The organism is Nocardioides sp. NPDC047086 (assembly GCF_040643685.1).
Taxonomy (GTDB): Bacteria; Actinomycetota; Actinomycetes; order Propionibacteriales; family Nocardioidaceae; genus Nocardioides.
This window is the reverse complement of sequence record NZ_JBEYUV010000007.1, coordinates 79,639-104,485: the sequence shown is the minus strand read 5'-3', so window position 1 is coordinate 104,485 and position 24,847 is coordinate 79,639. Positions and strand designations below refer to the sequence as shown.

Here is a 24,847-nt window from a genome sequence, read left to right as displayed (position 1 = left end):
GGCACTGACGTCAGCACTCGATGACGTTGACGGCGAGGCCTCCGCGGGAGGTCTCCTTGTACTTGATCTTCATGTCGGCCCCGGTCTCGCGCATGGTCTTGATCGCGGCGTCGAGAGAGACCCGGTGGCTGCCGTCGCCGCGGGCGGCCATGCGGGCGGCGTTGATGGCCTTGTTGCTGGCGATGGCGTTGCGCTCGATGCACGGGATCTGCACCAGGCCCCCGACGGGGTCGCAGGTGAGCCCGAGGTTGTGCTCGATGCCGATCTCGGCGGCGTTCTCCACCTGCTCCGGGGTGCCACCAAGCACCTCGCACAGGGCGCCGGCCGCCATCGCGCAGGCCGAGCCGACCTCACCCTGGCAGCCGACCTCGGCGCCGGAGATCGAGGCGTTGATCTTGAACAGGATCCCGACCGCCGCGGCGGCGAGGAGGAACCTGACGATCCCGTCCTCGTCGGCGCTGGGCACGAACTTCTCGTAGTAGTGGAGCACGGCCGGGACGATGCCCGCGGCACCGTTGGTCGGGGCGGTGACGATCCGCCCGCCCGACGCGTTCTCCTCGTTGACGGCCAGCGCGAAGAGGTTGACCCAGTCCATCGCCCGCAGCGGGTCGGTCTCGTCCGTGACGGCGTGCAGGTGGGCGTACAGGCCGGGAGCGCGCCGCGGCACCTTGAGCCCGCCGGGGAGCGTGGGCTCGACGCGGGTGCAACCGTTGTGCACGCACTCCTGCATGACCGACCAGATGTGCAGCAGCTCGGCGCGCACCTCCTCCTCCGTACGCCACGCCAGCTCGTTGGCCAGCATGACGTCGCTGATCCGCTTGCCCGACTCGGCGCAGACCGCGAGCAGCTCCGCCCCGGTGGTGAAGGGGTACGGGATCGGGGTCGCGTCCTCGACGATCCGGTCGGCACCGGCCGCGTCCTCGTCGACGACGAAGCCGCCGCCGACCGAGTAGTAGGTGTTCTCCGCGAGCACGTCGCCGGTGGCGTCGAAGGCGTGGAAGATCATGCCGTTCGGATGTGCGGGCAGGGTGCGGGTGCGGTGCATGACGACGTCGTCGGCGTCGAACTCGATGTCCCGGGCACCGGCGAGTCTCAGCCGCCGGGCGGCCCGGACCTCGGCCACCCGGGCGTCGGCGTTGTCCGTGTCGACCGTCTCGGGACGGTTGCCCTCCAGACCGAGGACGACCGCCTTGTCGGAGCCGTGGCCGTGGCCGGTGGCACCGAGGGAGCCGAACAGCTCCACCTCGACCCGGGCGACGACGTCGAGCGTCGATCCCGCCTTCAGGGCATCGGTGAACTGCACCGCCGCGCGCATCGGGCCGACCGTATGGGAGGACGACGGCCCGATGCCGACCGAGAACATGTCGAACACGCTCAGCGCCATCAGCCGGATCCCAGCAACTTGAACTCGGCCATGGCATCGATCAGCCAGCGGCCCAGGTAGTCGGCGTACGAAGCCCGCGGAAGGATCCGGTAGGAGTCGGCCTCGATCTTCCAGAGCAGCACCGGGACACGTCCGATGGCGGTGACGACCGCGGTGCCGGTCGGGAAGGACCGCGGGTGGAGGTCGAGCGGACAGCCCTTCTCCAGGACGGCCCGCGCCGAGGCGCCTTCGAGGCGGAGGGTGGTGCGGTTGGCCGACAGGTCGACGACCGCGGCACCATCCTCGGAGACCCCTGCGCGCAGGTAGGACACCAGGGTGGAGCCGGCCACGCTCTGCGAGATGACCAGGAACTCGTCGGGCGAGAGCCACAGGACGACCACGTCGTGGCCCGTGGCGACCTCGCCGCACCGGCCGGGGAGCTCGGCCCCGAGGATCTTGCCCAGACGCGCGCGGTCGGGCGAGCCGGCCGGCACCCGCAGGCTCACCATGGTGAGGAACTGCTCCTCACGCACGCGCACCCCGAAGGCACCGGTGACGCCGGCGTCGACGAAGGCGCCGTGAAGGTGTTGGGCCGGGCTCACGCGCAGATCGGAGATCTTCTTGTCCAGCGGCTCGATCGTGGTCTCAACCATCGCGGCGGGTTCCTTCCGGGTCGTAGAGGACGGTTTCAGCGACGACGACGTCGACCAGTCGGTCACCGACCGGCGCGACGAGGGTCTGGCCGATGCGGTTGCGGCCATCCTTGATCAGCGCGAGCGCGAACGAGCGTCCGAGCGCGGCACTGTGGTAGCTCGACGTCACGTGGCCGAGCATCGGCACCGGTCCGTCGGCGGGGGTGATCGGCGTACCTGCCTCGACCAGCTGGGTGCCCTCGGGAAGCCGGAACGACTTGTCGACGGGCAGCACCGAGACGAGGTGCTTACGGTCGGTGCGGGACGTGTCGGCCCGGCCGTAGGACCGCTTGCCGACGAAGTCCTTCGCCTTGGAGACGATCCACTCCATCCCGGCATCCTGAGGCGTGACCGTGCCGTCGGTGTCCTGGCCGACGATCGGGTAGCCCTTCTCGGCGCGGAGCACGTGCATGGTCTCGGTGCCGTACGGGGTGATCGCCCAGTCCTGGCCGGCCGCGTGGATCTCCTGCCACACCTGCTGGCCGAACCAGGTCTCGACGTTGACCTCGAAGGCGAGCTCTCCGGAGAAGGAGATCCGGCACACCCGTGCAGGGATGCCCGAGGCGAGCGTCGTCTCGCGGAAGGTCATGAACGGGAACGCCTCGTTGCTGACATCGAGGTCCGGAGCGATCCTGGCGATCACGTCGCGCGACTTGGGCCCGACGACGGCGACGGTGGCCCACTGCTCGGTGACCGAGGTGAAGCTGACGTCGAGGGTCGGCCACTCGGTCTGGTGCCACTCCTCGAGCCAGTCGAGGACCTTGGCGGCGCCGCCGGTGGTGGTCGTCATGAAGTAGCGGCCCTCGTCGATGCGCAGCGTGACCCCGTCGTCGAAGATCATCCCGTCGGGTGTGCACATGACGCCGTAGCGCGCGGAGCCGGGGGCGAGCTTCTTGAAGGCGTTGGTGTAGATCCGGTTGAGGAACTCACCGGCCTCGCTCCCCCACACCTCGATCTTGCCCAGGGTGGTCGCGTCCATCATGCCGACGGACTCGCGGACCGCGGCACACTCCCGGAGCACGGCCTCGTCCAGCGACTCGCCGTCCTGCGGGTAGTACCAGGGCCGCAGCCACTGGCCCACGATCTCCATCTCGGCGCCGTGCGCGACGTGCCACGGGTGGATCGAGGTCAGCCGGGCCGGGTCGAACAGGTCACCCCGCTCGCGGCCCGCCAGCGCGACGAACGGGATCGGAGCGTACGGCGCCCGGTACGTGGTCGTGCCGATCTCACCGGGACTGCGACCGTCGTTCAGCGCGGCCGCGATGACCCCGATGGCGTTGACACCGGAGGTCTTGCCCTGGTCGTTGGCGGTGCTGATGGAGGTGTAGCGCTTGATGTGCTCGACGCTGCGCATGCCTGCCCCGGTCGCCCGCAGTACGTCATGCACCGTCTGGTCGCGCTGGAAGTCGACGAAGTGGTCGACCAGATCGTCGAGTGCGACGCCGTCCTCGGCGGTGAGCCACAGCGCCCGGGTCGTACCGGCACCCGTCGCCGCGGGGAGCGGGCCTTCCGGGGCCTCGTCGATGAAGCCCGTGGCAAGCAGCGCCGTCGCCGCGGCATGCCGTCCTTCGGCGAGGCACGCGTCCAGGGTGTAGCTGCCGCGGGCCGAGCCCACGATCTGCTGGCCGGCGACTTCGCCATCGGGGACGAACCCGGCCAGGTCCTCGTCCCAGCGGACCTTGCCCTGCCGCTGGCTGTGCAGGTGGACCACGGGGCTCCAGCCGCCGGCGACGGCGACGACGTCGCAGGCGATCTCTCGGCGCTCGCCGACCGCGGCGCCGTCGCCGTCGATGGCCGAGACCGTCGCCGAGGTGACCCGCGGGTCACCGTCGGTGTCGAGGACGGCGGAGCCGAGGACGACCTCGATGCCGGCCTCCTCGGCGCGGCGGGCGGCCTCGGACCGCTCGGGACGGGCGTCGACGACGGCCGCCACGGAGACTCCGGCGGCGGCCAGGTCGGCGGCGACCTCGTAGGCGCTGTCGTTGGTCGTCGCGAGCAGAACCTGGGAGCCTGCGGCCACGCCGTAGCGGTTCAGGTAGGTGCGGACCGCGGAGGCGAGCATGATGCCGGGACGGTCGTTGTTGCCGAAGACGAGGGGACGCTCGTGCGCACCGGTGGCGACGATGACCTGCTGAGCGCGGATGTGCCACAGGCGCTGTCGTGACAGACCGGCGAGCGCGGCCTTGGCGGAGGCGTCGAGGTGGTCCAGCCGGCTCTCGAGCGCGATCACGTAGTTGGCGTCGTAGCTGCCGAAGGCGTTGGTCCGGGTCAGGACCGTGACCTCCGGAGCGGCCGCGAGCTCCTCGGTGATCTCGCGCAGCCAGGTGTCGCTGTCGACGCCGTCGATCGTGAGGGCGCGGGTGGAGAGGAGGGACCCGCCGAGCTCGGGCTGGTCGTCGATCAGAATCACCCGGGCGCCGGTGGCGGCGGCGGTGCGGGCCGCGGCGAGCCCGGCGGGGCCGGCGCCGATGACGAGGACGTCGGTGTGGACGTACTTCTTGTCATAGATCGCGGTGTCATCGGACGGGTCGAGCTCGCCGAGGCCGCTGAGGTAGTCGGCCTCGAGGCCGTCGACGAGCTCGACGGTCGTGGCCGGGAGCATCGACTCGGTCACCGAGTCGCCCGGGCGCCTCAGCTTGACCAGCGCGTTGGACTCCTCGAGCCCGGCGGCGATGACGCCGCGGGGGCGCTGTCGGTAGAGCGAGGGGCCGCACTCGAGCACGCCGTTGGCGATCAGCGCCGAGGCGAGGGTGTCACCGGCGTGGCCGGCGTACTCCCGGCCGTCGACGCTGAAGGCCAGGCGGGTGGACCGGTCGATGCGGCCGCCGTCGGTGAGGCGGTGGGACGTCGTGCTCACTGCGAGTCTCCATCCAGGGTCGGGCGTGGCTCGCCGTTGCGGTAGACGGCGGCGATGCGGTAGGTGACGGTGTCGCGAAGGACGTTGAACCACTTGCGGCAGCCGGAGCTGTGGACCCAGCGCTCCGCGAAGATGCCCTTGGTGTTCTCGCGATAGAACAGGTAGCGACCCCACTCCTCGTCGGTGAGGGTGCTCGGTTCCTCCGGATAGGGGACGTGGGCCTGACCGCCGTAGTGGAACTCGGTCTCGTCGCGGGGCCCGCAGTCGGGACAGCTGATGAGGATCATCCTCGGCTCCTTTCAGTGGGCCACGGCTGCTGCGCCGTGCTCGTCGATGAGGGCACCGGTGCTGAATCGCTCCAGCGCGAACGGTGCGTTGTAGGCGTGCGGCTCGTCGTGCGCGATCGTGTGCGCCATCGTCCAGCCGGCGCCGGGTGTGCCCTTGAAGCCGCCGGTGCCCCAGCCGCAGTTCACGTAGAGCTGGTCGATCGGCGTCTTGCTCACGACCGGGGAGGCGTCCGGCGTGACGTCGACGATGCCGCCCCAGGTCCGCAGCAGGTGCGCGCGGGCGAAGATCGGGAAGAGCTCGACGGCCGCGGCCATCTGCTCCTCGATCACATGGAACCCGCCGCGCTGCCCGTAGCCGTTGTACGCATCGACGCCCGCACCCATGACCAGCTCGCCCTTGTGGGCCTGAGACACGTAGACGTGCACGTGGTTCGACATCACGACGGTCGGGTGGACGGGCTGGTGGAGCTCGGAGACGAGCGCCTGGAGCGGGTGCGACTGGATCGGCAGATCGAACCCGGCCATCTCGGCCAGGACGCTGGAGTGACCGGCCGCGCACAGCGCGACCTTGCCGGCGGCGATCGTGCCGCGGCTGGTCTGCACACCGACCACCCGGTCGCCGTCCTTGACGAAGCCGGTCACCTCGCAGTCCTGGATCAGGTCGACGCCGAGCTCGTCGGCCTTACGGGCGAACGCCCAGGCGACGTGGTCGTGCTTGGCGATGCCCGCGCGCGGCTGGTAGGTCGCGCCGAGCACCGGGTAGCGGATGTTGTCGCTGGTGTTGATGATCGGGCAGACCTCCTTCACCTGGTCCGCGTCGAGCCACTCGGCATCGATCCCGTTGAGGCGGTTGGCCTCGCAGCGCCGCACCGAGTCACGTACGTCCTGGAGCGTGTGGGCGAGGTTGAGCACGCCGCGCTGGCTGAAGAGAAAGTCGTAGTCGAGCTCGTCGGGGAGCACCTCCCACTGCTTGAGGGAGTGCTCGTAGATCGCCGCCGACTCGTCCCACAGGTAGTTGGACCGGATGATCGTCGTGTTCCGCGCCATGTTGCCGCCGGCGAGCCAGCCGCGCTCAAGGACGGCGACGTTCGTGATGCCGTGGTTCTTCGCCAGGTAGTAAGCCGTCGCCAGGCCGTGCCCGCCGCCGCCGATGATCACGACGTCGTAGGACGACTTGGGCTCCGGGTTGCGCCAGAGGAAGTCGGGGTGCTCGGGCAGCAGGTCTGCCATCACGCGGCTCCGTTCGACTCGAGGAGGTGGGGGTAGAGCGGGTGCTTCTCGGCGAGGTTCGTGACCCGGGCGCGCAGCGCGTCGGCCGTCTCCTCGGTGAAGTCATCCTTCAGCGCGGCCGCGATGATGTCGGCCACCTCGCCGAAGTCGGTGTCACCGAACCCGCGCGTGGCCAGGGCGGGCGTGCCGATCCGCAGGCCGGAGGAGACCATCGGCGGGCGCGGGTCGAACGGCACCGCGTTGCGGTTGACGGTGATGCCGATGCGGTGGAGGCGGTCCTCGCCGTCCTGGCCGGTCAGCTCGGAGTCGCGCAGGTCGACCAGCACGAGATGGACGTCGGTGCCGCCGCTGACCACCGAGACACCCGAGGCCGCGACGTCGTCGGCGAGCAGCCGATCGGCGATGATGCGGGCACCCCGTAGCGTACGCTCCTGGCGCTCGCGGAACTCGGGCTCCGCGGCGACCTTGAAGGCGACCGCCTTGCCGGCGATGACGTGCTCGAGCGGCCCACCCTGCTGGCCGGGGAAGACCGAGGAGTTGATCTTCTTGGCGATGGCGGGGTCGTTGGTGAGGATGACGCCGCCGCGCGGGCCGCCGAGGGTCTTGTGGGTCGTCGAGGTGACCACGTCGGCGAACGGCACCGGGTTCGGGTGCAGGCCGGTCGCGACCAGGCCGGCGAAGTGGGCCATGTCGACCATGAGCCGGGCGCCGACCAGGTCGGCGATCCGGCGGAACTCGGCGAAGTCGAGCTGGCGGGGGTAGGCGGACCAGCCGGCGACGATCAGCTTGGGCCGGTGCTCGAGGGCAAGGCGCTCGACCTCGGCCATGTCGACCTGGAAGTCCTCGCGGGAGACCTCGTACGGCACGACCTGGTAGAGGCGGCCGGAGAAGTTGATCTTCATGCCGTGGGTGAGGTGGCCGCCGTGGGCCAGCGAGAGGCCGAGGATGGTGTCGCCGGGCTCGAGGAGGGCGAACATCGCGGCGGCGTTGGCCTGGGCGCCCGAGTGCGGCTGCACGTTGGCGTACTCCGCGGAGAAGAGCGCCTTGAGACGGTCGATGGCGAGCTGCTCGATGACGTCGACGTGCTCGCAACCGCCGTAGTAGCGGCGGCCGGGGTAGCCCTCGGCGTACTTGTTGGTGAGGACCGATCCCTGGGCCTCCATGACGGCGGCGGGAGCGAAGTTCTCCGAGGCGATCATCTCCAGCGTCGTCTGCTGGCGGCGCAGCTCGGCGTCGATCTGCTCATGGACCTCGGGATCGAGGTCCGCGAGCGAAGCGGTCAGGACGTCAACCACGATGAACTCCCAAACTCTTGAAGTACGATTGATATATCAGTTCCTGATGACCAGTATGCTGGGTGGCGAAGACACCTGTCAACGGCCCAGATCAGAAAGCGGTGACATGCAATGACCGACGTCCAGGCGCCCGTCCGGCCGGCGAGCGGCCCAGGGATCAGCCCCGGGATCAGCCCCGTGACCTCTCTGGCGTACGCCGCCTATGAGCGCATCCGGGACCGGCTGATCATGCTCGACATCAGGCCGGGCGAGCCGATCAACGACGGCCGCCTCGCGGAGTCGCTCGGGTTCGGCCGCACCCCCGTGCGCGAGGCCCTCAAGCGCCTGGAGACCGACCATCTGGTCGTCTCCTACCCACGCCGGGGAACGTTCGCGACGGCCGTCGACGTGACCGAGCTGGGCGCGATCTCCGACCTGCGCCAGCAGCTCGAGCCGTTCGCCGCGTACCGGGCGGCGAGCGCCGCCACCGAGCCGGTGCGGGCCGAGCTGCGCGCCATGGCCGAGAGGGTGCGCGCCCTCGACGGGACGGGCGAGGACCGGTCCACACTGATGCGCCTAGACATGTCGGTGCACCGCTCGATCTACCGCGCGACGGGCAACAAGCACCTCGAGGACGTGCTGATCAGGTACGACAACCTGGCCACCCGGATCTGGTGCCTGGTCGTCGACAAGCTCCCCGACCTGGCGTCCCACATCTCCGAGCACGCCGACCTCCTGGACGCGATCGCCGACGGCGACGCCGAGCGCGCCGAGCGGCTGACGCGTGAGCACATCGACAGCTTCGCCACCGAGGTCCGCCGCGTGCTCTGACTGCGTTCCGCACACAACAGGGAATCGGGCGCCGGCCCACCCGGCCGGCGCCCGATTCGACCCTGGGGTCAGCCGCGCAGGCGACTCATCTGCGGGTCGAAGAGCGGCTCCGGGGTCACCGTCGCCGGGATCCGCTGGCCGAAGTACTCGATCTCGACCTGGTCGCCCTCCCCGATCTCCGCCGGGAGGTAGGCGTAGGCGATCGGCTTGCCGATCGTGAACCCGTACGCCGCGCTGGTGACGTAGCCGACCGCGGTCTCCCCCGACAGCACGGGCTCCTTGCCGAGCACCATGGACTTGCCGTCGTCGATGGTGAGGCAGCGCAGCCGGCGGGCCGAGGTCTCCACCGAGCGACCCTCGAGAGCCGCCTTGCCCACGAAGTCCTCCTTGGCGGCCTTCACCGCGAACCCGACGCCCGCCTCGTACGGGTCGTGCTCGGTGGTCATGTCGGCGCCCCAGGACCGGTAGCCCTTCTCCAGCCGGAGCGCGCCGAACGCGGCCCGGCCGGCGGCGACGACGCCGTGCGCCTGGCCCGCGTTCCACAGGACGTCCCACAGCTTCTGGCCGTTCTCGGCGGAGGCGTAGATCTCCCAGCCGAGCTCGCCGACGTACGACAGTCGCAGGGCGGTGACCGGGATCCCGCCGATGGTGGCCCGCTTGCCGCGGAAGTACTTCAGACCGTCGTTGGTGAAGTCGTCGGCGCTGACCTCGGCGATCAGGTCCCTGGCCAGCGGACCCCACAGGCCGATGCAGCAGGTGCCGCCGGTGGTGTCGCGGACATGGGCGGCGAGGGCGGGGTCCTCGGCGCGCAGCTTGCGGGCCTCCCGCCGCAGGTACGCCAGGTCGACCGTGCCGTTGGCACCGACCTGGTAGAGCTCGTCCTCGAGACGGGCGACGGTGATGTCGCTCTTGATCCCACCCTGCTCGTCGAGGAACAGGGTGTAGGTCACCGCACCGGGCTTCTTGCTCACGTCGCCGGTGGTCAGGCGCTGCAGCAGCGTCTCGGCACCGGGACCGGAGACCTCGAGGCGGCGCAGCGGCGTCATGTCGTACATGGCGACGGCGGTGCGGGTCTTCCACGCCTCGACGGCCGCGATCGGCGAGTGGTAGCGGGCCGACCAGTCGTCGCGGGTCGGCGACTTCCACTCCTCCGGCAGCTGGTCGAGCAGGGCCGCGTTGGCCTCGTACCAGTGCGGTCGCTCCCAGGTCCCGGCCTCGAGGAAGAAGGCACCGAGCTCGACCTGGCGGGCATGGAACGGGCTCACCCGGATGTCGCGGGGCGACTCCTTGGGCTGCAGCGGGTGCAGGATGTCGTAGATCTCGACGAAGTTCTGCTGCGAGGTCTCGCTGACGTACGCCGGGGCCAGCTGGGTCTCCTCGAAGCGGTTGAGCTCGAGGTCGGCGAGGTCGTACTCGGAGCGTCCCGTGGTCAGCACCTCGGCGACCGCGCGGGCGACGCCGGCGGAGTGGGTGACCCACACGGCCTCGGCCACCCAGAAGCCGTCGAGGTCGCGGGACTCACCGACGAGCGACCCGCCGTCCGGCGTGAACGAGAAGATGCCGTTGAACGACGACTCCGCGATCTCCGCCTCCTGCAGGCACGGGAGCAGCTTGCGGCACTCGTCCCACGGGCCCTCGAAGTCCTCGGGCGTGAAGTCGAGGCTCGACGGCATGTTGTCGTGGTCGACGTGCTCCGGGGTCGGGCCGAGGTCGGAGGCGACGTACGGCATCGGCTTGTGGGCGTAGGAGCCGATGCCGTAGCCCTCGCCCCACTCGCGGAAGTAGAGGTCCTGGTCCTGGTGGCGCAGGATCGGCAGGGTCGCGCCGTCGGGCTGGTCGTGCTTGCCGGCCAGTGCCGGGACGGGCGTGGTCTTGATGAACTGGTGGGCCAGCGGAAGGAGCGGTACGGCGGTGCCCGCCATCGCGCCCACCTCGACGCCCCAGAAGCCGGCGCACGAGACGACGATGTCGGCCGCGACGACACCGCCGGTGGTCTCCACGCCGGTGACCCGGCCGTCCTCCTGGAGGACTCCGGTCACCGCGGTGCGCTCGAGGTAGGTGACCCCGGCCGCCCGCGTACGCTCGATGAGCAGGTCGACGGCACGGGCGGCCCGGGCGAGACCGTCGGTGGGGATGTGCAGGCCGGCGAGGACCTGCGACTCGTCGATGTTCGGGTAGAGGTCCTTGCACTCGGCGGGGCCGATGACCCGGGCATCGATCCCCCAGGACTTCGCGTAGCCGAGCTTGCGGTAGAGCTCGGCGACCCGGGCCTCGGTGGTCGCGACCTCGAGGCCGCCGACCTGGTTGAAGCAGCTCACGCCGTCCTTCTCCAGGGACAGGAACTTCTCGACGGTGTACTTGGCGAACATCGTCATCGTCTTCGACGGGTTGACCTGGAAGACCAGACCAGGAGCGTGGGAGGTCGAGCCACCGGGCAGGCTGAGCGGACCCTGTTCGATGACCGTGATGTCGGACCACCCGCGGGACACGAGTTCGTCCGCGAGGTTCGTGCCGACGATGCCGGCGCCGATGATGACTGTGCGGGGCGAGACGGTGCTGCGGGACGATGGCATGAGCTTCTCCGTGCTTTCGGGGTGGGTGGTCAGCGGAAGACGACGGTGCTGGAGCCGTGCATGAGGACGCGGTGCTCGCAGTGCCAGCGGACGGCACGCGAGAGCGCGAGGCACTCGGCGTCCTGCCCGACGTGGGCCAGGGCCTGCGGGGTGTAGGTGTGGTCGACCCGGTTGACCTCCTGCTCGATGATCGGGCCCTCATCGAGGTCGGCGGTGACGTAGTGGGCGGTGGCACCGACGAGCTTCACGCCCCTCGCGTGCGCCTGGTGGTAGGGCTTGGCCCCCTTGAAGCCGGGCAGGAACGAGTGGTGGATGTTGATCGCACGTCCCTCGAGCTGGCGGCAGAGGCCGTCGGACAGGATCTGCATGTAGCGGGCGAGCACGACCAGGTCGATGTCGTACTCCTCGACCAGGTCGAGCATGCGCTGCTCGGCCTGCGGCTTGGTCTCCGGCGTGACCGGGATGTGGATGAACTTCAGCCCCGCCGCCTCCGCCATAGGCCGGAGGTCCTCGTGGTTGGAGGCGACGACCGCGATCTCGGCGCCCAGGGTCCCGCCGCGCCACCGGAAGATGAGGTCGTTGAGGCAGTGGCCGAACTTGGAGACCATCACCAGCAGCCGCGGCTTGGCTTCGTCGTGGAAGGTGAACGACATGTCGAACCGGTCCGCGATCGGCCCGAATGCGGCCGTGAGCTCATCGACGTCGGCCCCGTCGGCAGCGGCGAACTCGGTGCGGAGGAAGAACAGCTCCCCCATCCGGTCGTCGTGCTGCTGGTGCTCGAGGATGTCGAACCCGCGGTCGTACAGGAAGCTCGTGACCGCCTGCATGATCCCCGGGCTCTCCTGGCAGGAGAGCGTGAGCACGTTGGTCGTCGCTGTCGGGACGGTCGCCACGGACGCAACAGCGGTCGAGCTTGGCGGACTGATGGTCATGCGGGGCTCCTGAATGACGAGAATGATACACAACTCATATATCAGAATGATCGTAGAACGGCCCTCAAAGCGGCGTCAAGGGTCTCCGGCCTGCGAACAGCCGGCTATGACACGGCGAGCAGGGCGCGCGGGGAGGTGCCTGTCGAAGGTGTCCGGAACGGCCCGTGCGGGCCCGAAGGGACATGCCCCTCGGACCCGCACGGAAGAGTCACCTCAGAGTTGACTGATCACCGCCTTGGCGTCGCGCCGCAGCGCGGCGCGAGCGTCGGCGTCGGCGACGTTGAGCGGGCTGGCCGCCAGGTCGGCGTACTCCTGCAGCTGCGATCGCGCGGCGGCGTGACGTCCGGCAGCGACGTGCTTGGCGGCTTGGCTGAGCCGCTTCTCGAGGGCTCTCTCCCCCGCGGGCGTGATCTCGCCGGAGCGGGCGAGCCGCTCGGTCAGGGTGGTGAGCTCGCTCAGCGAGGTGGTGGTCGTGAACGTCACCGTCCTCGTCGTCGCACGCCCCGCCTTGTCGGTCGCGGTGACCTCGAGGGTGTGCGACCCGAGCGAGAGCCGCCACAGGGCGAGCTTGTCGCCGGCGACCGCCGCACCGTCCAGGGTCGCGGCCACGGACCCGACACCGGAGGTGGCGTCGGTGGCCGACCACGATGCGGCCCCGGAGTTGCCGACCGTGGCCCCGTCGGAGACACCCTCGACCGCGACCTGCGGCCCGGTCTTGTCGATCCGCACCATGACCTGTCCGACCTCGGAGACGTTGCCACCGTTGTCGGTCGCGCGGTAGTGGACCGTCGTGACGCCTTCCGCGGACACCGTGAGCGGGTTGTTCGCGTTCTCCCAGGTCTGACCGCCGTTGGTCGAGCGCTGCCGTGAGGCGACGGTGCCGTTGTCGGTCGCGGCGACCGCCACCGACACGTTCCCCGTCCACCAGCCGTTCTGCCCGGTCGGCTGCGCCGGGTCGAGCGTCGCGGAGACCGTGGGCGGAGTGACGTCGGCGAAGCCGTCCCCGACGAACCTGATCCGGTCCAGGGTGACGCCGCCGGTGGAGGTCACGAACAGCTCACCGCTGCCCGATGGCGCTCCGGTCAGGTCGGACGTCGTCTCGGACCAGTCCCCGCTGTCGACGTCGAACGAGGCGAACGGCGTCGCGTCGGCCGACCCCCACCGCAGCTGCACGCTGCCGGTGCCACTGGCGCGCAGCTTCGCCGAGGTGATGCCGGCGAAGTTCACGGGCTTCCAGGAGAGCCAGTCGCCCGCATCGAGCGAGGTGACCTTACGCAGGCCGCTCGCCGTGTCGTCCGGGGCGATCGCGACGCCCTCGGATGCGTCCGCCCACTCGGCCTCCTGCGACTTCGGGTTGAGGATCATCGACACCTCGGACCTGGCCGCCGGCACACCGTTGGCGCCGTTGTCGGTGTAGCCGATGACCACGACTCCGAAGATGTTCTCCGTCTCGCCGTGCTCGGTGGCGTCGGCGGGCGTCGGGATCGCGAATTGGCACCCGGTCCCCTGGTTGAGCGGGTGGGCGTGGACGTCGTGCCCGAGGCCGAACGTCCAGGTCACCCGGGAGCACACCGTCGCGCCCCCGTCCTCGGCGTCGTCGGTCGTCACCCGGAAGGGCACGGCCTGGCCCCAGTCGAAGAAGCCACCCTCGGCCGGCGTGGTCACCTCGATGCTCGGCGCGACGTTGCCCACGCTGATCGAGGTCGAGGTGATGCCGCGACGCCCCTCGGCGTCGGTGACGCGGAGCCGGGCGGTGTAGCGGCCGAGCTCGTCGTAGGTGTGCGACGTGGTCGCCCCGGTGGCCTCGAAGGTGCCGTCGCCGTCGAGGTCCCAGTCGTAGGTGAGCGCTCCGCCTTCGGGGTCGACCGAGCCCGAACCGTCGAACTCGACGGTCAGCGGTGCCGAGCTGCTGGAGATCGGGTCGGCGACGATCTCCGCACGCGGAGCCTTGTTGCCGACGCTGTAGTCGACCCGATAGAGCCCGGCATCCGGGTTGGCGCGGAAGAAGCCGTCACCGTAGTCGAGGACGTAGAGCGACCCGTCCGGCCCGAACTCGATGTCGATCGGGCTGTCGGTGATCGGCTGCCGGTTCGTCTCGAGATCGATGTTGGGCAGGAACTGCTCGATGTGCGAGACCGGGCCACTGGGCCAGTCGACGGTGAACGCCGCCAGGTAGTCCTGGGAGAACTCGGCGAAGAACGCCTTGCCGTCCCAGTACTCGGGGAACTTCGTCGGCGAGGGGTTGTCCGCGTCGTAGTGGTACACCGGACCGCCCATCGGCCCCTGACCGCCGGCCGGGCTGAAGTCGGTCAGCTCGGGCCACGGCTGGTGGGTGTTGTTGTCGCCGTAGTAGAGGGTCGCGGCCGTGGCCTGCGGAACCGTCGAGAGCCCCGTGTTCCACCGCGAGTTGTTCTCCGCACCAGCGGCGCAGTCGAAGAACCCTCTCGGCGTCGCCGTCTCGAAGTTCCACTCGTTGTAGTTGAAGTGGTCGCCGGTGCAGTAGGGCCAGCCGCCGTTGATCGGCTCGTCGATCGCGGTCGTCTGCCATTCGACGTACCCCATCGGGCCACGGTCCGCATTCGGCGCCCCGGCGTCCGGGCCGTAGTCGCCCCAGCTCACCGAGCCCGTGGCGGCGTCGACATCCATCCGGAACGGGTTGCGCAGACCCATCGCGAAGATCTCCGGTCTCGTCGCCTCCGTGCCGGGGGCGAAGAGGTTGCCCTCGGGGACGGTGTAGGAGCCGTCCGCCTGGACCGCGACCCGCAGGATCTTGCCACGCAGGTCGTTCGTGTTGCCCGCGCCGCGGCGGGAGTCGAAGCCGGGGTTGAAGCCGGGGGCGTCGTTGTTGGGGGCGTACCCGTTCGCGCCCGGGGCACCCGCCGGGGTGTTGTCACCCGTGGCCAGGTAGAGGTTGCCCTGGTCGTCGAAGTCGACGTCACCGGCGACGTGGCAGCACTGACCGCGCTGGACCTCGACCTTGAGGATCACCTGCTCGGTGTCGAGATCCAGCCTGTCGGCGGACTCGTCCCACTTCACCCGGGTGAGCTGGTTGTAGCCCTTCCACTGGTCCCAGTAGGACTCGGTCTGACCGGCGGGGAGCGTGTTGGGGGCCGATCCGGACGGCGTGGTCGTGGGGTACGGGCCGGTCATCGTGCGCGGCGCGTAGTAGAGGTAGACCCAGCCCGACTCCTCGAAGTCGGGCGCGAGGGTGATCGTCTGCAGACCGTCCTCGGAGTTGTTGTACGTCGAGATCGTGTTGACCACACGGGTCGTACCGGCGTCGGGGTCGACGAGCCGGACGTCGCCGTTGCGCGCGGTGGTGAGCACGCGCCGGTCCGGCAGGACGGCCATGTCGATCGGCTCACCGGTGTCCTTGGTGAGAGTGACCTTCTCGTAGTTGGACCAGTCCAGGGCGAGGCCGGCCCCGGGCTCGGTGCCGTGGTCGACGCCGTCATGGGCGGCAGCGGGCGTCGCGAGTGCGAGCCCGGAGGCGAGAACGAGTCCGAGCCCGGAGGTCACCGCGAGGAGTGATCTTCGGGCACGACGGCGGGAAACCCGACCGACTGAGCTGTTTGTGGGCATGACGATTCCTTGCAGAACGAGGGCGGAAGATGCCGTAGAAGGGCGCGCGAGCACGCCGGTGCCCGGAGCGCGCCCCGGTGAGGGCGCGCTCCGGCAGTTCGCGACGGGAGAGGTGGCGGCCGGTCAGCCGCGCAGCTCGTCCATGTTCTGGTAGCTCAGCTTGGCGAAGGCCAGGGACTGGCCAGGGTTCGCCGCACCGCCGGGCGCGGTGTCCTGCTCCCACATCGGGTTGTGGTAGCCCCGCGCCGGCATGTTGCCGAAGAAGGCCTGGTAGTCGATGTCGCCCTCCCCGAACGGCGCCATCACGTAGCCGTTGGCCTGCGTCGCGTCCTTCTTGCCGTCCTTGGCATGGAACAGCGGGAAGCGCATCGGCGCGGACCTGACGACCTCGAGCGGGTCGAAGACATCCTCGACGAGGCTGCCGTCAGGGGCGGTGTAGGTGTGGTGCTTGTACTGCGCGACGTGCGCCCAGTAGATGTCCATCTCCAGCGACACGTGGTGCGGGTCCGTGTTCGCCAGGAACCACTCCAGCCGGCGCACCCCGGACGACCGCGTCGGGCGGCCCAGCGCGTCGGCCGGTCCGCTGTCGAGGAGGAAGCTGTACGCGACGTCGTGGTTGTGCGTGTAGAGCTTGAGCCCGTGTCCGGCCGCGCGCTCACCGAGGATGTTCCAGCGCTCGGCTGCGGCCTGCCAGTCGGCCAGGTAGGCCGACCCGGTGGGATCGCTTCCGGTCCCGATGTGCCTCATCCCCAAGATGTTCGCGATCTCGCACGCCGCGTCGAACGCGGCGAGGGATGCATCGGTGATCGTGGAGGGGACCGACCCGTGGTTCCCCTCGGCCTCGAGACCGTTGTCATCGAGCCACGTCCGCAGCAGACGTGCCCCCTCGACGTTGTTGACGTTGCCGCCGGGCGCATTGGCGCTCTGGTTGAAGCCGGCGAACTCGATCTGCCGATAGCCGATCTTCGACAGCTCCTCGAAGACCGCCCTGAACCCCGAGGCGTACGGGCTGGTGGCCGGGTCGCGACTGATCGCGTCGCGCACCGTGTAGAGGATGATCCCGCGCCGCGGCCGTGGGATCAGCAGTGCGTTGCCGGCGGCGGCCGGCCCGGCGAGAGGCACGCCGCCGAGGGCGATTCCCGCCGCGGCCATGCCTGTGGTGGCCGCCAGCAGCTGGCGACGGTTGAGCCCGAGCTTGCGTGCGATAGCCGGAACCTCGTGGTTCGCGGCAGGGGTGGGACGGTTGCGCATCAGTGCTCCTTCGGGAGGGTGAAGCCAAGTGAGCCGCAACTGTGACCTGTGTCACGTTGTGCGTTCGTCAACCTACGGTTTCGGCGAAGCGCCCGTCAATAGTTCTAATTCATCATGCGAAAGTTAGAAAGTGTCTTTCGAAAGTCTCGTTCGGGTTGGTCGGCGTACGAGCCGCGGGGTGAGGCATCGAACGGATCTGGCCCGTGCAGCGCCGAGCCAGAGACCGGCGCCGTAGGCGAGGTCGTCGAGGCGGCGGCCCAGGAGGGCCGTGGGCCGGGCGTCGCCCTCGCGGGATGCGCCGACAGTTGCGACGACGGTGTCGACGACGAGTGCGGCGAGGACCATGCGGCGTGCAGTGCGGCTGAGCAGGCAGGCGACCAGGGTGAGCGGCCACCAGTGGCGCAGCAGGAGGGCTGACTCCTGGCGCAGTGACCAGCCGAGCCCTCGGGCGGCGAGGCCGATCGCAAGGCCGGTGCGTCCGGGTACGTCCGGGAGCGCCCCAGCGACGGCACGACTCCCCCAGACCAGCGAGGCCAGTGCCGCGGGCACCGACCACCAGCGCCCAGCGAGGATCGCGGCTCCGGCGACGGCCATGGCCGGGGAGAGTACGGCCGGGGCGATCGCGTCCCCGTGGCGGCGGCCGAGCTCGGCGCCGCCGGTGCCGTAGACGAGCTTGCGGCCGAGCCAGCCGCGGATGGTGCCGCGGACCTCGTGCAGAGCCTCCAGCTCGGGTTCGTAGCGGACCACGTGGCCGGCCTCGACCAGTCGCCAGACCAGGTCGACGTCCTCGCCGACGCGCAGGTCGTCGGCGAAGCCGCCGACCTGCCTCAGTGTGCTGGTTCGGGCCACCAGGCAGGCCGACGGCAGCCAGCCGACGGCCGCGCCGGGGCGGACCGAGCACGCCCTGGTGCCGAGGGAGAGGGAGGAGGCGGTCACGTCGTGGCGTTCGAACCAGGACGGTCGAGCCTTGTCGGTGTGTCCCCGGACCAGCGGCCCCGCCAGGGCGACCCGAGGGTCGGCGAGATGACCGGCCAGCTGCGTGAGCATCGTGAGGGCGGCGGTGACGTCGGAGTCGACGAAGGCGACGTAGGTGGTGGTGATGCGGGCCAGGCCCGCGTTGCGGGCACCGGCGGGTCCGCGGTTGCGGGCCAGGGTGAGGAGGGTGGCGCCGTGGCGGCGTACGACCTCCGCGACAGCGGCCGGGTCGCGGGAGGCGTCGTCGACGACGATGACAGTGAGCCCTTGGAGGGCGCTCAGGCAGCGGTCGAGGTGTCCGGGGCGGTCGCGGGCCGGGACGACGACGGTGAGCTCGGCCGGGTCGACCGGCGTCAGGTCGACAGGGTCGGCGAGGTTGCCGTCGAGCAGGCGGCGGGCGATGAGGTCGGTGGCGGCGTCGCCGACCCGGACGATGCTGCCGCTCACGTGGTCGGCGGCCCTCGGGGCCAGGCGCATCGACCGCAACGGGGAACCGCCGACCAGCGACAACCCTCCGTCGGGTGTCGGGAGGAGGCGTACGTCGTCGCGCACCCGCACCGTGAACCCGTCGGGCAGCAGCCTCACCCGCCGAAGCCTCCGTTGGCGGCGACGTCCGAGCCGTTGAGCACCGCACCGGCACGGGAGCAGGCGTGGACGACGGTGGCGGCGACCTCCTCGGGGGTGAGCGGGCGGCGCAGGAGCTGGTGGGCGGCGAGGTCTGCCGGAGTGACCGAGTAGAGGTCGGCGGTCGCGGCGAGCATCGCGGTGTCGGTGGAGCCCGGTGAGACGGCGCAGGCGGTCACGCCCGTGCCGGCCAGGTCGGCGGCCAGGCCCTTCACCAGACCGACCACGGCGTGCTTGGCGGCGTTGTAGGCGGCGAGGTGGAAGAGCCCACGCGAGCCCGCGGCGGAGGCGAGCGCGACGAACCGGCACCCGCTCGGGTCGGGGCCGGCGAGCATCGCCGGCACGGCCGCGGTGGCGGTGTTCCAGACCCCGGCGACGTCGATCTGCCACTGCAGGTCGAGCGAGTCGTCCTCCCACAGCGGACGCCCGCCGGCGATCACCGCGGCGGCCGCGACGGCGATGTCGAGCCGTCCCCACCGGTCGGTCGCGACACCGACCGCGGCAGCCGGCGCCGCCGGGTCGCGTACGTCACCGACGACCGGTTCGACCCGGCCCGCCGGGAGCGAGGCGACCAGGGTGTCCAGGTCGGCCTTGGTGGCCTGCGGGTAGCCGGCCGGTGAGTCCTCACCGGCGCACCAGTCGAGCGCGACGACATGCACCCCCTCGGCCACCAGAGCACGCGCGGTGGCCGCGCCGATCCCGCGCGCGGCGCCGGTCACCAGCGCGACCCGGGTCACTGTCTCCGTGCTTGCCGCATCGGTCTTCATCGTGCCGTGACCCCCGTCCGGAGGCGGTCGTAGGCACCGACGACCATCGCCTCGAGGATGCGCTTGCCGTGCTCGGCGCTCGCTCCGGTCGGGTCGCCGAGGACGCCGTTGGCAGAGACGGCTTCGACGCCGCCGGTCCGCATCACCGGCAGCAGCGCGGCGATCGGACGGGTGTTTCCGGGGACGGCCTGCCGCAGGCGTACCCGTTCGGGGGCCAGATGCAGCATGAGCGAGGTCTCGGTGAGACCGGCGTGCGGGTCGGCGTCGGACACCTGGCACGGCACCCAGGCCACCTCCCTGCCCTCGGCGCGGAGGACCGTGACGGCGGCCGTGACCGCGTCGAGGTTGCCGCCGTGCCCGTTGACCAGGACGATCCTGGAGGCCCAGGTGGTCAGCGAGCGCCCGAGCTCGACGAGGACCGAGGTCAGCACAGAGGTCCCGATCGAGATGGTCCCGGGAAACGACTGGTGCTCGCCGCTGGCGCCGATCGGGACGGCCGGCGCGACGGAGGCGCCGACGAGCGGGGCGAGCTCGTCGGCGACCGCGGTCGCGATCACGGTGTCGACGTCAAGAGGCAGGTGGGGGCCGTGCTGCTCGGTGGAGCCCACCGGCACCAGGACCGTGCCGCCGAGCACGATCTCCGGCCAGGGACGGTCGACCAGGCTCACGGCCGGCCCGATGGTCGGCCCGATGGTCGGCCCAGGGCGAGCTCGAAGCCGTCGGGGATCACCAGGTCCTCCGGGCTGAGCTCGTGGACGGAGGCCTTGCCCATGCCGAGGACCGCGGAGTCGAGGCCGTTGCGGAGGATGTCGAGGACGTTCTCGACGCCGGCCTGGCCGTTGGCGCCCAGGCCCCACAGGTAGGCGCGCCCGACCATCACCGCACGGGCGCCCAGGGCGAGCGCCTTGGCGACGTCGGAGCCTCGGCGTACGCCACCGTCGAGAAGCACCTCGATCTGGTCGCCGACCGCGGTGGCGATCGGGGGTAGCACCCGGATGGTGGCCGGGGTGCCGTCGAGGTTGTTGCCGCCGTGGTTGGAGACCGAGATCGCGTCGACGCCGGCATCGACGGCACGCAGCGCGTCGTCGACCCGGCACACGCCCTTGAGCATGAACGGCGCGCCACCCGAGATCTGCTTCCACGTACGCACCATCCAGGCCACGTCGTCCCACGACGGCGGCGGCGTGGTCATCCACTCGTAGTAGGCACCGAAGAACGTCGGCGACTCCCCCAGGGATCCGTCGTCGGCGATCGAGGCCAGGTTGGGGGCGGTCAGGTCCGGGATGCTGCCGCTGCGGGCGTACGCCGCCAACCATCTGCCGCGGCTCATCACCTGCGGTGCGAACCTGAGCATCGCGGAGAGGTCGACCTTCTCCGGGATCTCCGGGCTGCCCCAGTCGCGGCCCATCGAGAAGGACCAGTCCAGGGTGGCGATCAGCGCCTTCGCCCCGGCCACATGCGCCCTACGCATCCGGCGGATCATCACCTCGCGATCACCGGTCCAGTACATCTGGAAGAAAGTCGCCGCGTTGGCCGCCACGACCTCCTCGACCGGCTTCGAGGCGAAGTTCGACAGCCCCATCACCGTCCCCCGCGCTGCCGCCGCCCGCGCGACCGCGACCTCGCCCTCGGGATGCACAGCCTGTACGCCGGTGGGCGAGATGATCACCGGGAACCCGATCTCCTGGCCCAGCACCGTGGTCGCCAGCTCGCGCTTGTCGTGATGGCCGGCCACATGAGGTGCGAGCCCGAGGTCGGCGAAGGCCTGCTGGTTGTCCGCGATCGTCTGGCCACGCTCCGAGCCGGCCAGCAACGCCGCGTACACGGGCTTGGGCAGCCGCTTGCGGGCACGCTCCTGCGCCACCGCGACGGACTCGAACCACGGATTCTGCTTCCACGGGTTCTTCCAGGGCATCAGTGTTCTCGCTTCTGTCTTCAGGGGGTTCAGTTGGGGGCGAAGCCGGCCAGCGGCGACTCTGCGCACGCACTCACCGGTGGGGTCAGCTCGGCATCCGGACGGCGTCGGGAGAGGGTCAGCAGCACCGGCGCGTTGCGGCTCGGCTCGCTGCGGGAGTGGTCCTGGCTGACCGCGGGGATCGTCCGGGCGCCGGCCAGCGCGGACTCGCCGTACCCCTGGACACACTCGGGATCGGGCCCGTCCAGCGGCAGACCGGTGAAGAACTTCGCGGCCATGCAGCCACCCCGACACGAGTCGTAGTGGGCGCAGCCCGAGCAGGCACCACCGGTCTGCGGCTCCCGCAACTCCTGGAACAGGGCTGACTCCTGCCACACCTCGCGGAACCCGCCGTCGGTGAGCAGGTTTCCGGCCAGGAACTGGTCGTGGATCGCGAACGGGCAGGCGTAGACGTCGCCGACCGGGTCGATCAGGCACACCACCCGGCCCGCGCCGCACAGGTTCAGCCCGGGCAGGGCTCCGCTGCCGTCCTCCGGCCCGAAGGCGGCCAGGTGGAAGAAGGAGTCCCCGGTCAGCACCCCGTCGCCATGGGCGACAAGCCAGTCGTAGAGCTCGCGCTGCTGCTCAGGAAGCGGATGCAGCTCGTCCCACACGTCCGCGCCGCGGCCGGAGGGACGCAGCCGAGTCAGCCGCAGCGTTGCCCCGAACCGGTCGGCGATCGCCTTGAACTCGTCGAGCTGCCCGATGTTCTCCCGGGTGCAGACCACGCTCAGTTTGGCGTCGCCGAACCCCGCCTCGTGCAGGTTGCGCAGCGCGGTGATCGCGGTGTCGTACGACCCCGTCCCCCGCACCCGGTCGTTGACCTCGGCCGTGGCGCCGTCGAGGGAGATCTGCACGTCCACGTAGTCGCTCGCCGCCAGCCACCGCGCCCGTTCCGGGGTGAGCCGGACGCCGTTGGTGGAGAACTTCACCCCGACGTCATGGGCGACGGCATATTCGACCAGGTGCCAGAAGTCGGGACGTACGGTCGGCTCGCCACCGCCGATGTTCACGTAGAAGACCTGCATCCGCTGCAGCTCGTCGATCACCGCCTCGCACTGCTCGGTGCTCAGCTCGCGCGGGTCGCGCCGGCCGCTGCTCGAGAGGCAGTGCGCGCACTCCAGGTTGCACGCATAGGTCAGCTCCCAGGTCAGACAGATCGGCGCATCCAGGCCGAGCTCGAAGTGCTCCACCAGCTTCATCGTCTCGCTCCTCTACTCAGCAGGTCGGATCATGTCGGTCCGGGCCAGGCCGGAGAGCGCAGCGACGTACGCGGCGTGCTGGCCCTCCGGCACTCCCGATGCCACGAGCGCACCGCGCACGTCCGGGTGCGACCCCAGGGCGCGCACGACCGCCACCAGCTCGGGACGCTTGAGGAAGGTCAGCTTCCGGTTCCCGAAGTGGTAGGCCAGCGCCCCGAACGGCTCCGGCCGCAGCGCGACCGACGGCGACAGCGTCCACGCGCTGTCCAGGCTCACGGCGGCCATGATCAGTAGACGCCGCACATGCCGTCGATCGAGACCTCCTCGATCAAGGACTCCTCGGTCAGGGCCTCGTCGACGACCTGGGTGTTCTCCTCAGGGTTCATGACATATCTCCTTCATCGCAGGTTCGAAGTGACTCACAACACATTAATGACACTCGGGGTCAAAAAGATAGGGGTGCGCGGGATCAAGCGATTCTTTTGCCCGGACCGCTGCGGTAGATTGCGGCAGGTGCCCACCAGCCCCGCCCCCACGACGCGGCGCTCGCTGCGCGGACGACCGGCCGCGACCTCGCACGCGGAGATCGAGCAGGCCGCCTTCCAGCTCTTCGTGACCAGAGGTTTCGAGGCCACCACCCTCGACGACATCGGCGAGGCGATCGGGGTCGGCAGACGCACCATCACCCGCTACTACCCCTCGAAGAACGACATCCCCTGGGGGCAGTTCGACCGCACCCTCGACGGGTTCCGCGAGATCCTGCGCGCGATGCCCGAAGACCTCCCGCTCCACGAGGCGGTCCATCGCGGCGTACTCGCCTTCAACGACTTCCCCGCCGACGCCAGCCCCAGCCACCGCGACCGGATGCGGCTGATCCTGACCACGCCGGCGCTCCAGGCCCACTCGGTGCTCCGCTACGCGAGCTGGCGCGAGGTCATCGCCGAGTACGTCGCCGAGCGCACCAGCACGCACCCCGACGACCTGCTTCCCCAGACCGTCGGCCAGGTCGCCCTGGCCCTCGCCCTGACCTCCTACCAGGCATGGCTCGCCGACAAGGACGCCTCCCTCCCCCACCTGCTCGGGGCCACGATGGTCCATCTGCGTTCCTACCTCTCGACCTGACGCTCGGGCCTGAGGCTCATCGGACCAAGTCGTTGATGCACGTGTCCCAAGCGACAAGGTCGAGCCGACTCACGCCGTCCGCCGTGCACCGGGTGGCCGCCTGAGTCAAGGTCAAGACACGATCGACAGGCTCGCGGACAGGGGGCGGAAGGGGCTCCGCGACCTTCTCGAGGGTCCCATCTGCATCGTCCTGTTCCTGCTCGGGCGGTGAAGCCGGAGCCTCATCCGAAGAAGGCGACCTGGGCCCGGATCCCGCGGTGTCATCGCTGCTGTTCCGACCACCTGGTTCCGGATCGGTGGTCGAACGATCTGTGGCACCGTCTTCGCGCGGAGAGATCCGCCTTGGTTTCGGCACCTCCTTCTCGCCGTCGGACCCGGCGGAGGACCGCCGGCCGGAGCCGGGAACGTAGGCCGCCGGCAGGGTTCGGCCGGGCACTGCGGTGTAGTCGCCCTTCAGGTACGACATGCGGGTCTGCAGAACCTGGTCGGCATAGGAGCGCGAGTGGTTGTAGCGGAGGACCGCCGCACGGCGCCCGGCCTCGTTACCGAGACCCTGTGGACCCGAGCACAGATACACCGCTGCCGCCAGCGCGGCGTCGTTGATGTCCTGAGGGTTCCTCTGCCCGTCACCGTCAGCGTCCACACCGACGGCCGACCATGTGGCGGGGATGAATTGCATCGGACCGACAGCACGATCCCAGGCCTGGTCTCGGTCATACTGCCCGGAGTCCGTGTCCGCGATCGCCTCGGTCTTGGCCCTACCGTCGAGAGGGATGCCGTAGATGCCTGGGCGAGAGATGCCGTCGGCACCTAGGCTGCTGCCGCCAAAGCGGCCGTGATCCGACTCGACGCGGCCGACCGCCGCAAGCAGCTGCCAGTCGATGTCACACGCCTTGTCCGCAGCATTGATGACCGTCTCCGCGCGCTGATAAGCGGCACGCGCAGCGTTCGGGATCCCCGCTGTCGAAACGCCCGTCGCGACCTGCATGACCTCCCTCTGCGGGACACCGGCCGCCACGACAGCTGGTTGCGAATAGCTCGCCTGGTCCTGCACCGCCGCTGTCGGCACCGAGACGCCGTCCAGGGGCGCGGAGGCCGGCATGTTCCCACTGGCGAACGCAGACGGATTCACCAGGTGGACGGCCCATACGACCGACACGGCGAACAGATGGACGAGTGCGACGACAGGCCTCGACCCCTTCGCGCTCGACGTCGGGCTCACATCCTCCTGCGGGATCATTCTGTCTCCCCATGCAGGGCGACGGATCCCCGTCGGGACCCACGAATCCCGCCACCCGACTCGCCGACGATACCGAAACACGTAGAACAGG

General features: G+C 70.2%; 20 protein-coding genes. 2 read left to right on the top strand and 18 right to left on the bottom strand.

What is annotated here, in order from left to right:
- Window positions 1-10: 10 nt before the first annotated feature.
- The 6 genes from ABZ796_RS07770 to glyA are packed head-to-tail and all read right to left on the bottom strand — an operon-like array spanning window position 11 to window position 7,724.
- Window positions 11-1,384, bottom strand: coding sequence for an L-serine ammonia-lyase (locus ABZ796_RS07770; protein WP_357335946.1), 1,374 nt, complete (start codon window positions 1,382-1,384; stop codon window positions 11-13).
- The gene (locus ABZ796_RS07765) at window positions 1,384-2,016 is read right to left on the bottom strand and encodes a sarcosine oxidase subunit gamma family protein (RefSeq protein WP_357335945.1); all 633 of its coding nucleotides are present in this window, start codon (window positions 2,014-2,016) and stop codon (window positions 1,384-1,386) included. The genes ABZ796_RS07770 and ABZ796_RS07765 overlap by 1 nt, the downstream gene beginning before the upstream one ends.
- Window positions 2,009-4,912 carry a sarcosine oxidase subunit alpha family protein gene (locus tag ABZ796_RS07760; protein ID WP_357335944.1) on the bottom strand — a complete coding sequence of 968 codons (2,904 nt, stop codon included), beginning with the start codon at window positions 4,910-4,912 and terminating at the stop codon, window positions 2,009-2,011. The genes ABZ796_RS07765 and ABZ796_RS07760 overlap by 8 nt, the downstream gene beginning before the upstream one ends.
- Window positions 4,909-5,199 (bottom strand): sarcosine oxidase subunit delta, encoded by a 291-nt coding sequence (locus ABZ796_RS07755; RefSeq protein WP_357335943.1) that lies wholly within the window; start codon window positions 5,197-5,199, stop codon window positions 4,909-4,911. Before ABZ796_RS07755 ends, ABZ796_RS07760 begins: the two co-directional genes overlap by 4 nt.
- Before the next feature lie 12 nt (window positions 5,200-5,211).
- A complete protein-coding gene (locus ABZ796_RS07750) occupies window positions 5,212-6,429 on the bottom strand; it encodes a sarcosine oxidase subunit beta family protein (protein ID WP_357335942.1) in 1,218 nt (405 codons plus the stop codon).
- On the bottom strand, window positions 6,429-7,724 hold the full coding sequence (glyA, locus tag ABZ796_RS07745) for a serine hydroxymethyltransferase (protein WP_357335941.1): 1,296 nt from the start codon (window positions 7,722-7,724) through the stop codon (window positions 6,429-6,431). Before glyA ends, ABZ796_RS07750 begins: the two co-directional genes overlap by 1 nt.
- A gap of 111 nt (window positions 7,725-7,835) precedes the next feature.
- On the opposite strand from glyA, the gene ABZ796_RS07740 reads away from it, so the two are divergent.
- Entirely contained in the window at window positions 7,836-8,534 is a 699-nt protein-coding gene (locus tag ABZ796_RS07740; protein WP_357335940.1) for a GntR family transcriptional regulator, read from the top strand.
- A 68-nt stretch (window positions 8,535-8,602) separates the two neighbouring features.
- Here the strand turns inward: ABZ796_RS07740 and ABZ796_RS07735 are convergent, their stop codons facing one another.
- The 11 genes from ABZ796_RS07735 to mftA form a co-directional block, all read right to left on the bottom strand.
- On the bottom strand, window positions 8,603-11,107 hold the full coding sequence (locus ABZ796_RS07735) for an FAD-dependent oxidoreductase (protein ID WP_357335939.1): 2,505 nt from the start codon (window positions 11,105-11,107) through the stop codon (window positions 8,603-8,605).
- A 29-nt stretch (window positions 11,108-11,136) separates the two neighbouring features.
- Window positions 11,137-12,039, bottom strand: coding sequence for a formyltetrahydrofolate deformylase (gene purU / locus ABZ796_RS07730; protein ID WP_357335938.1), 903 nt, complete (start codon window positions 12,037-12,039; stop codon window positions 11,137-11,139).
- 213 nt (window positions 12,040-12,252) lie between these two features.
- Window positions 12,253-15,558 carry a PQQ-dependent sugar dehydrogenase gene (locus ABZ796_RS07725; protein ID WP_357335937.1) on the bottom strand — a complete coding sequence of 1,102 codons (3,306 nt, stop codon included), beginning with the start codon at window positions 15,556-15,558 and terminating at the stop codon, window positions 12,253-12,255.
- Between the two features lie 186 nt (window positions 15,559-15,744).
- Window positions 15,745-16,872: a sugar phosphate isomerase/epimerase family protein gene (locus tag ABZ796_RS07720; RefSeq protein ID WP_357335936.1), complete on the bottom strand. Its 1,128-nt coding sequence runs from the start codon at window positions 16,870-16,872 to the stop codon at window positions 15,745-15,747.
- Between the two features lie 123 nt (window positions 16,873-16,995).
- Window positions 16,996-18,432: a mycofactocin biosynthesis glycosyltransferase MftF gene (gene mftF / locus ABZ796_RS07715; RefSeq protein ID WP_357335935.1), complete on the bottom strand. Its 1,437-nt coding sequence runs from the start codon at window positions 18,430-18,432 to the stop codon at window positions 16,996-16,998.
- A complete protein-coding gene (locus ABZ796_RS07710; protein ID WP_357335934.1) occupies window positions 18,429-19,238 on the bottom strand; it encodes a mycofactocin-coupled SDR family oxidoreductase in 810 nt (269 codons plus the stop codon). Before ABZ796_RS07710 ends, mftF begins: the two co-directional genes overlap by 4 nt.
- Window positions 19,235-19,906: a mycofactocin biosynthesis peptidyl-dipeptidase MftE gene (mftE, locus tag ABZ796_RS07705; protein WP_357335933.1), complete on the bottom strand. Its 672-nt coding sequence runs from the start codon at window positions 19,904-19,906 to the stop codon at window positions 19,235-19,237. The genes ABZ796_RS07710 and mftE overlap by 4 nt, the downstream gene beginning before the upstream one ends.
- On the bottom strand, window positions 19,903-21,153 hold the full coding sequence (gene mftD, locus ABZ796_RS07700; RefSeq protein ID WP_357335932.1) for a pre-mycofactocin synthase MftD: 1,251 nt from the start codon (window positions 21,151-21,153) through the stop codon (window positions 19,903-19,905). Before mftD ends, mftE begins: the two co-directional genes overlap by 4 nt.
- Before the next feature lie 29 nt (window positions 21,154-21,182).
- Window positions 21,183-22,394, bottom strand: a complete 1,212-nt coding sequence (mftC, locus tag ABZ796_RS07695) for a mycofactocin radical SAM maturase (protein WP_357335930.1) — start codon at window positions 22,392-22,394, stop codon at window positions 21,183-21,185.
- 12 nt (window positions 22,395-22,406) lie between these two features.
- On the bottom strand, window positions 22,407-22,679 hold the full coding sequence (gene mftB / locus ABZ796_RS07690; RefSeq protein ID WP_176883989.1) for a mycofactocin biosynthesis chaperone MftB: 273 nt from the start codon (window positions 22,677-22,679) through the stop codon (window positions 22,407-22,409).
- A gap of 2 nt (window positions 22,680-22,681) precedes the next feature.
- Window positions 22,682-22,780 (bottom strand): mycofactocin precursor MftA, encoded by a 99-nt coding sequence (gene mftA, locus ABZ796_RS07685; RefSeq protein WP_179658722.1) that lies wholly within the window; start codon window positions 22,778-22,780, stop codon window positions 22,682-22,684.
- A 127-nt stretch (window positions 22,781-22,907) separates the two neighbouring features.
- On the opposite strand from mftA, the gene mftR reads away from it, so the two are divergent.
- Window positions 22,908-23,516, top strand: a complete 609-nt coding sequence (gene mftR / locus ABZ796_RS07680; protein WP_357335928.1) for a mycofactocin system transcriptional regulator — start codon at window positions 22,908-22,910, stop codon at window positions 23,514-23,516.
- A gap of 16 nt (window positions 23,517-23,532) precedes the next feature.
- Here the strand turns inward: mftR and ABZ796_RS07675 are convergent, their stop codons facing one another.
- Window positions 23,533-24,756: a lytic murein transglycosylase gene (locus ABZ796_RS07675; RefSeq protein WP_357335926.1), complete on the bottom strand. Its 1,224-nt coding sequence runs from the start codon at window positions 24,754-24,756 to the stop codon at window positions 23,533-23,535.
- Window positions 24,757-24,847: the final 91 nt, after the last annotated feature.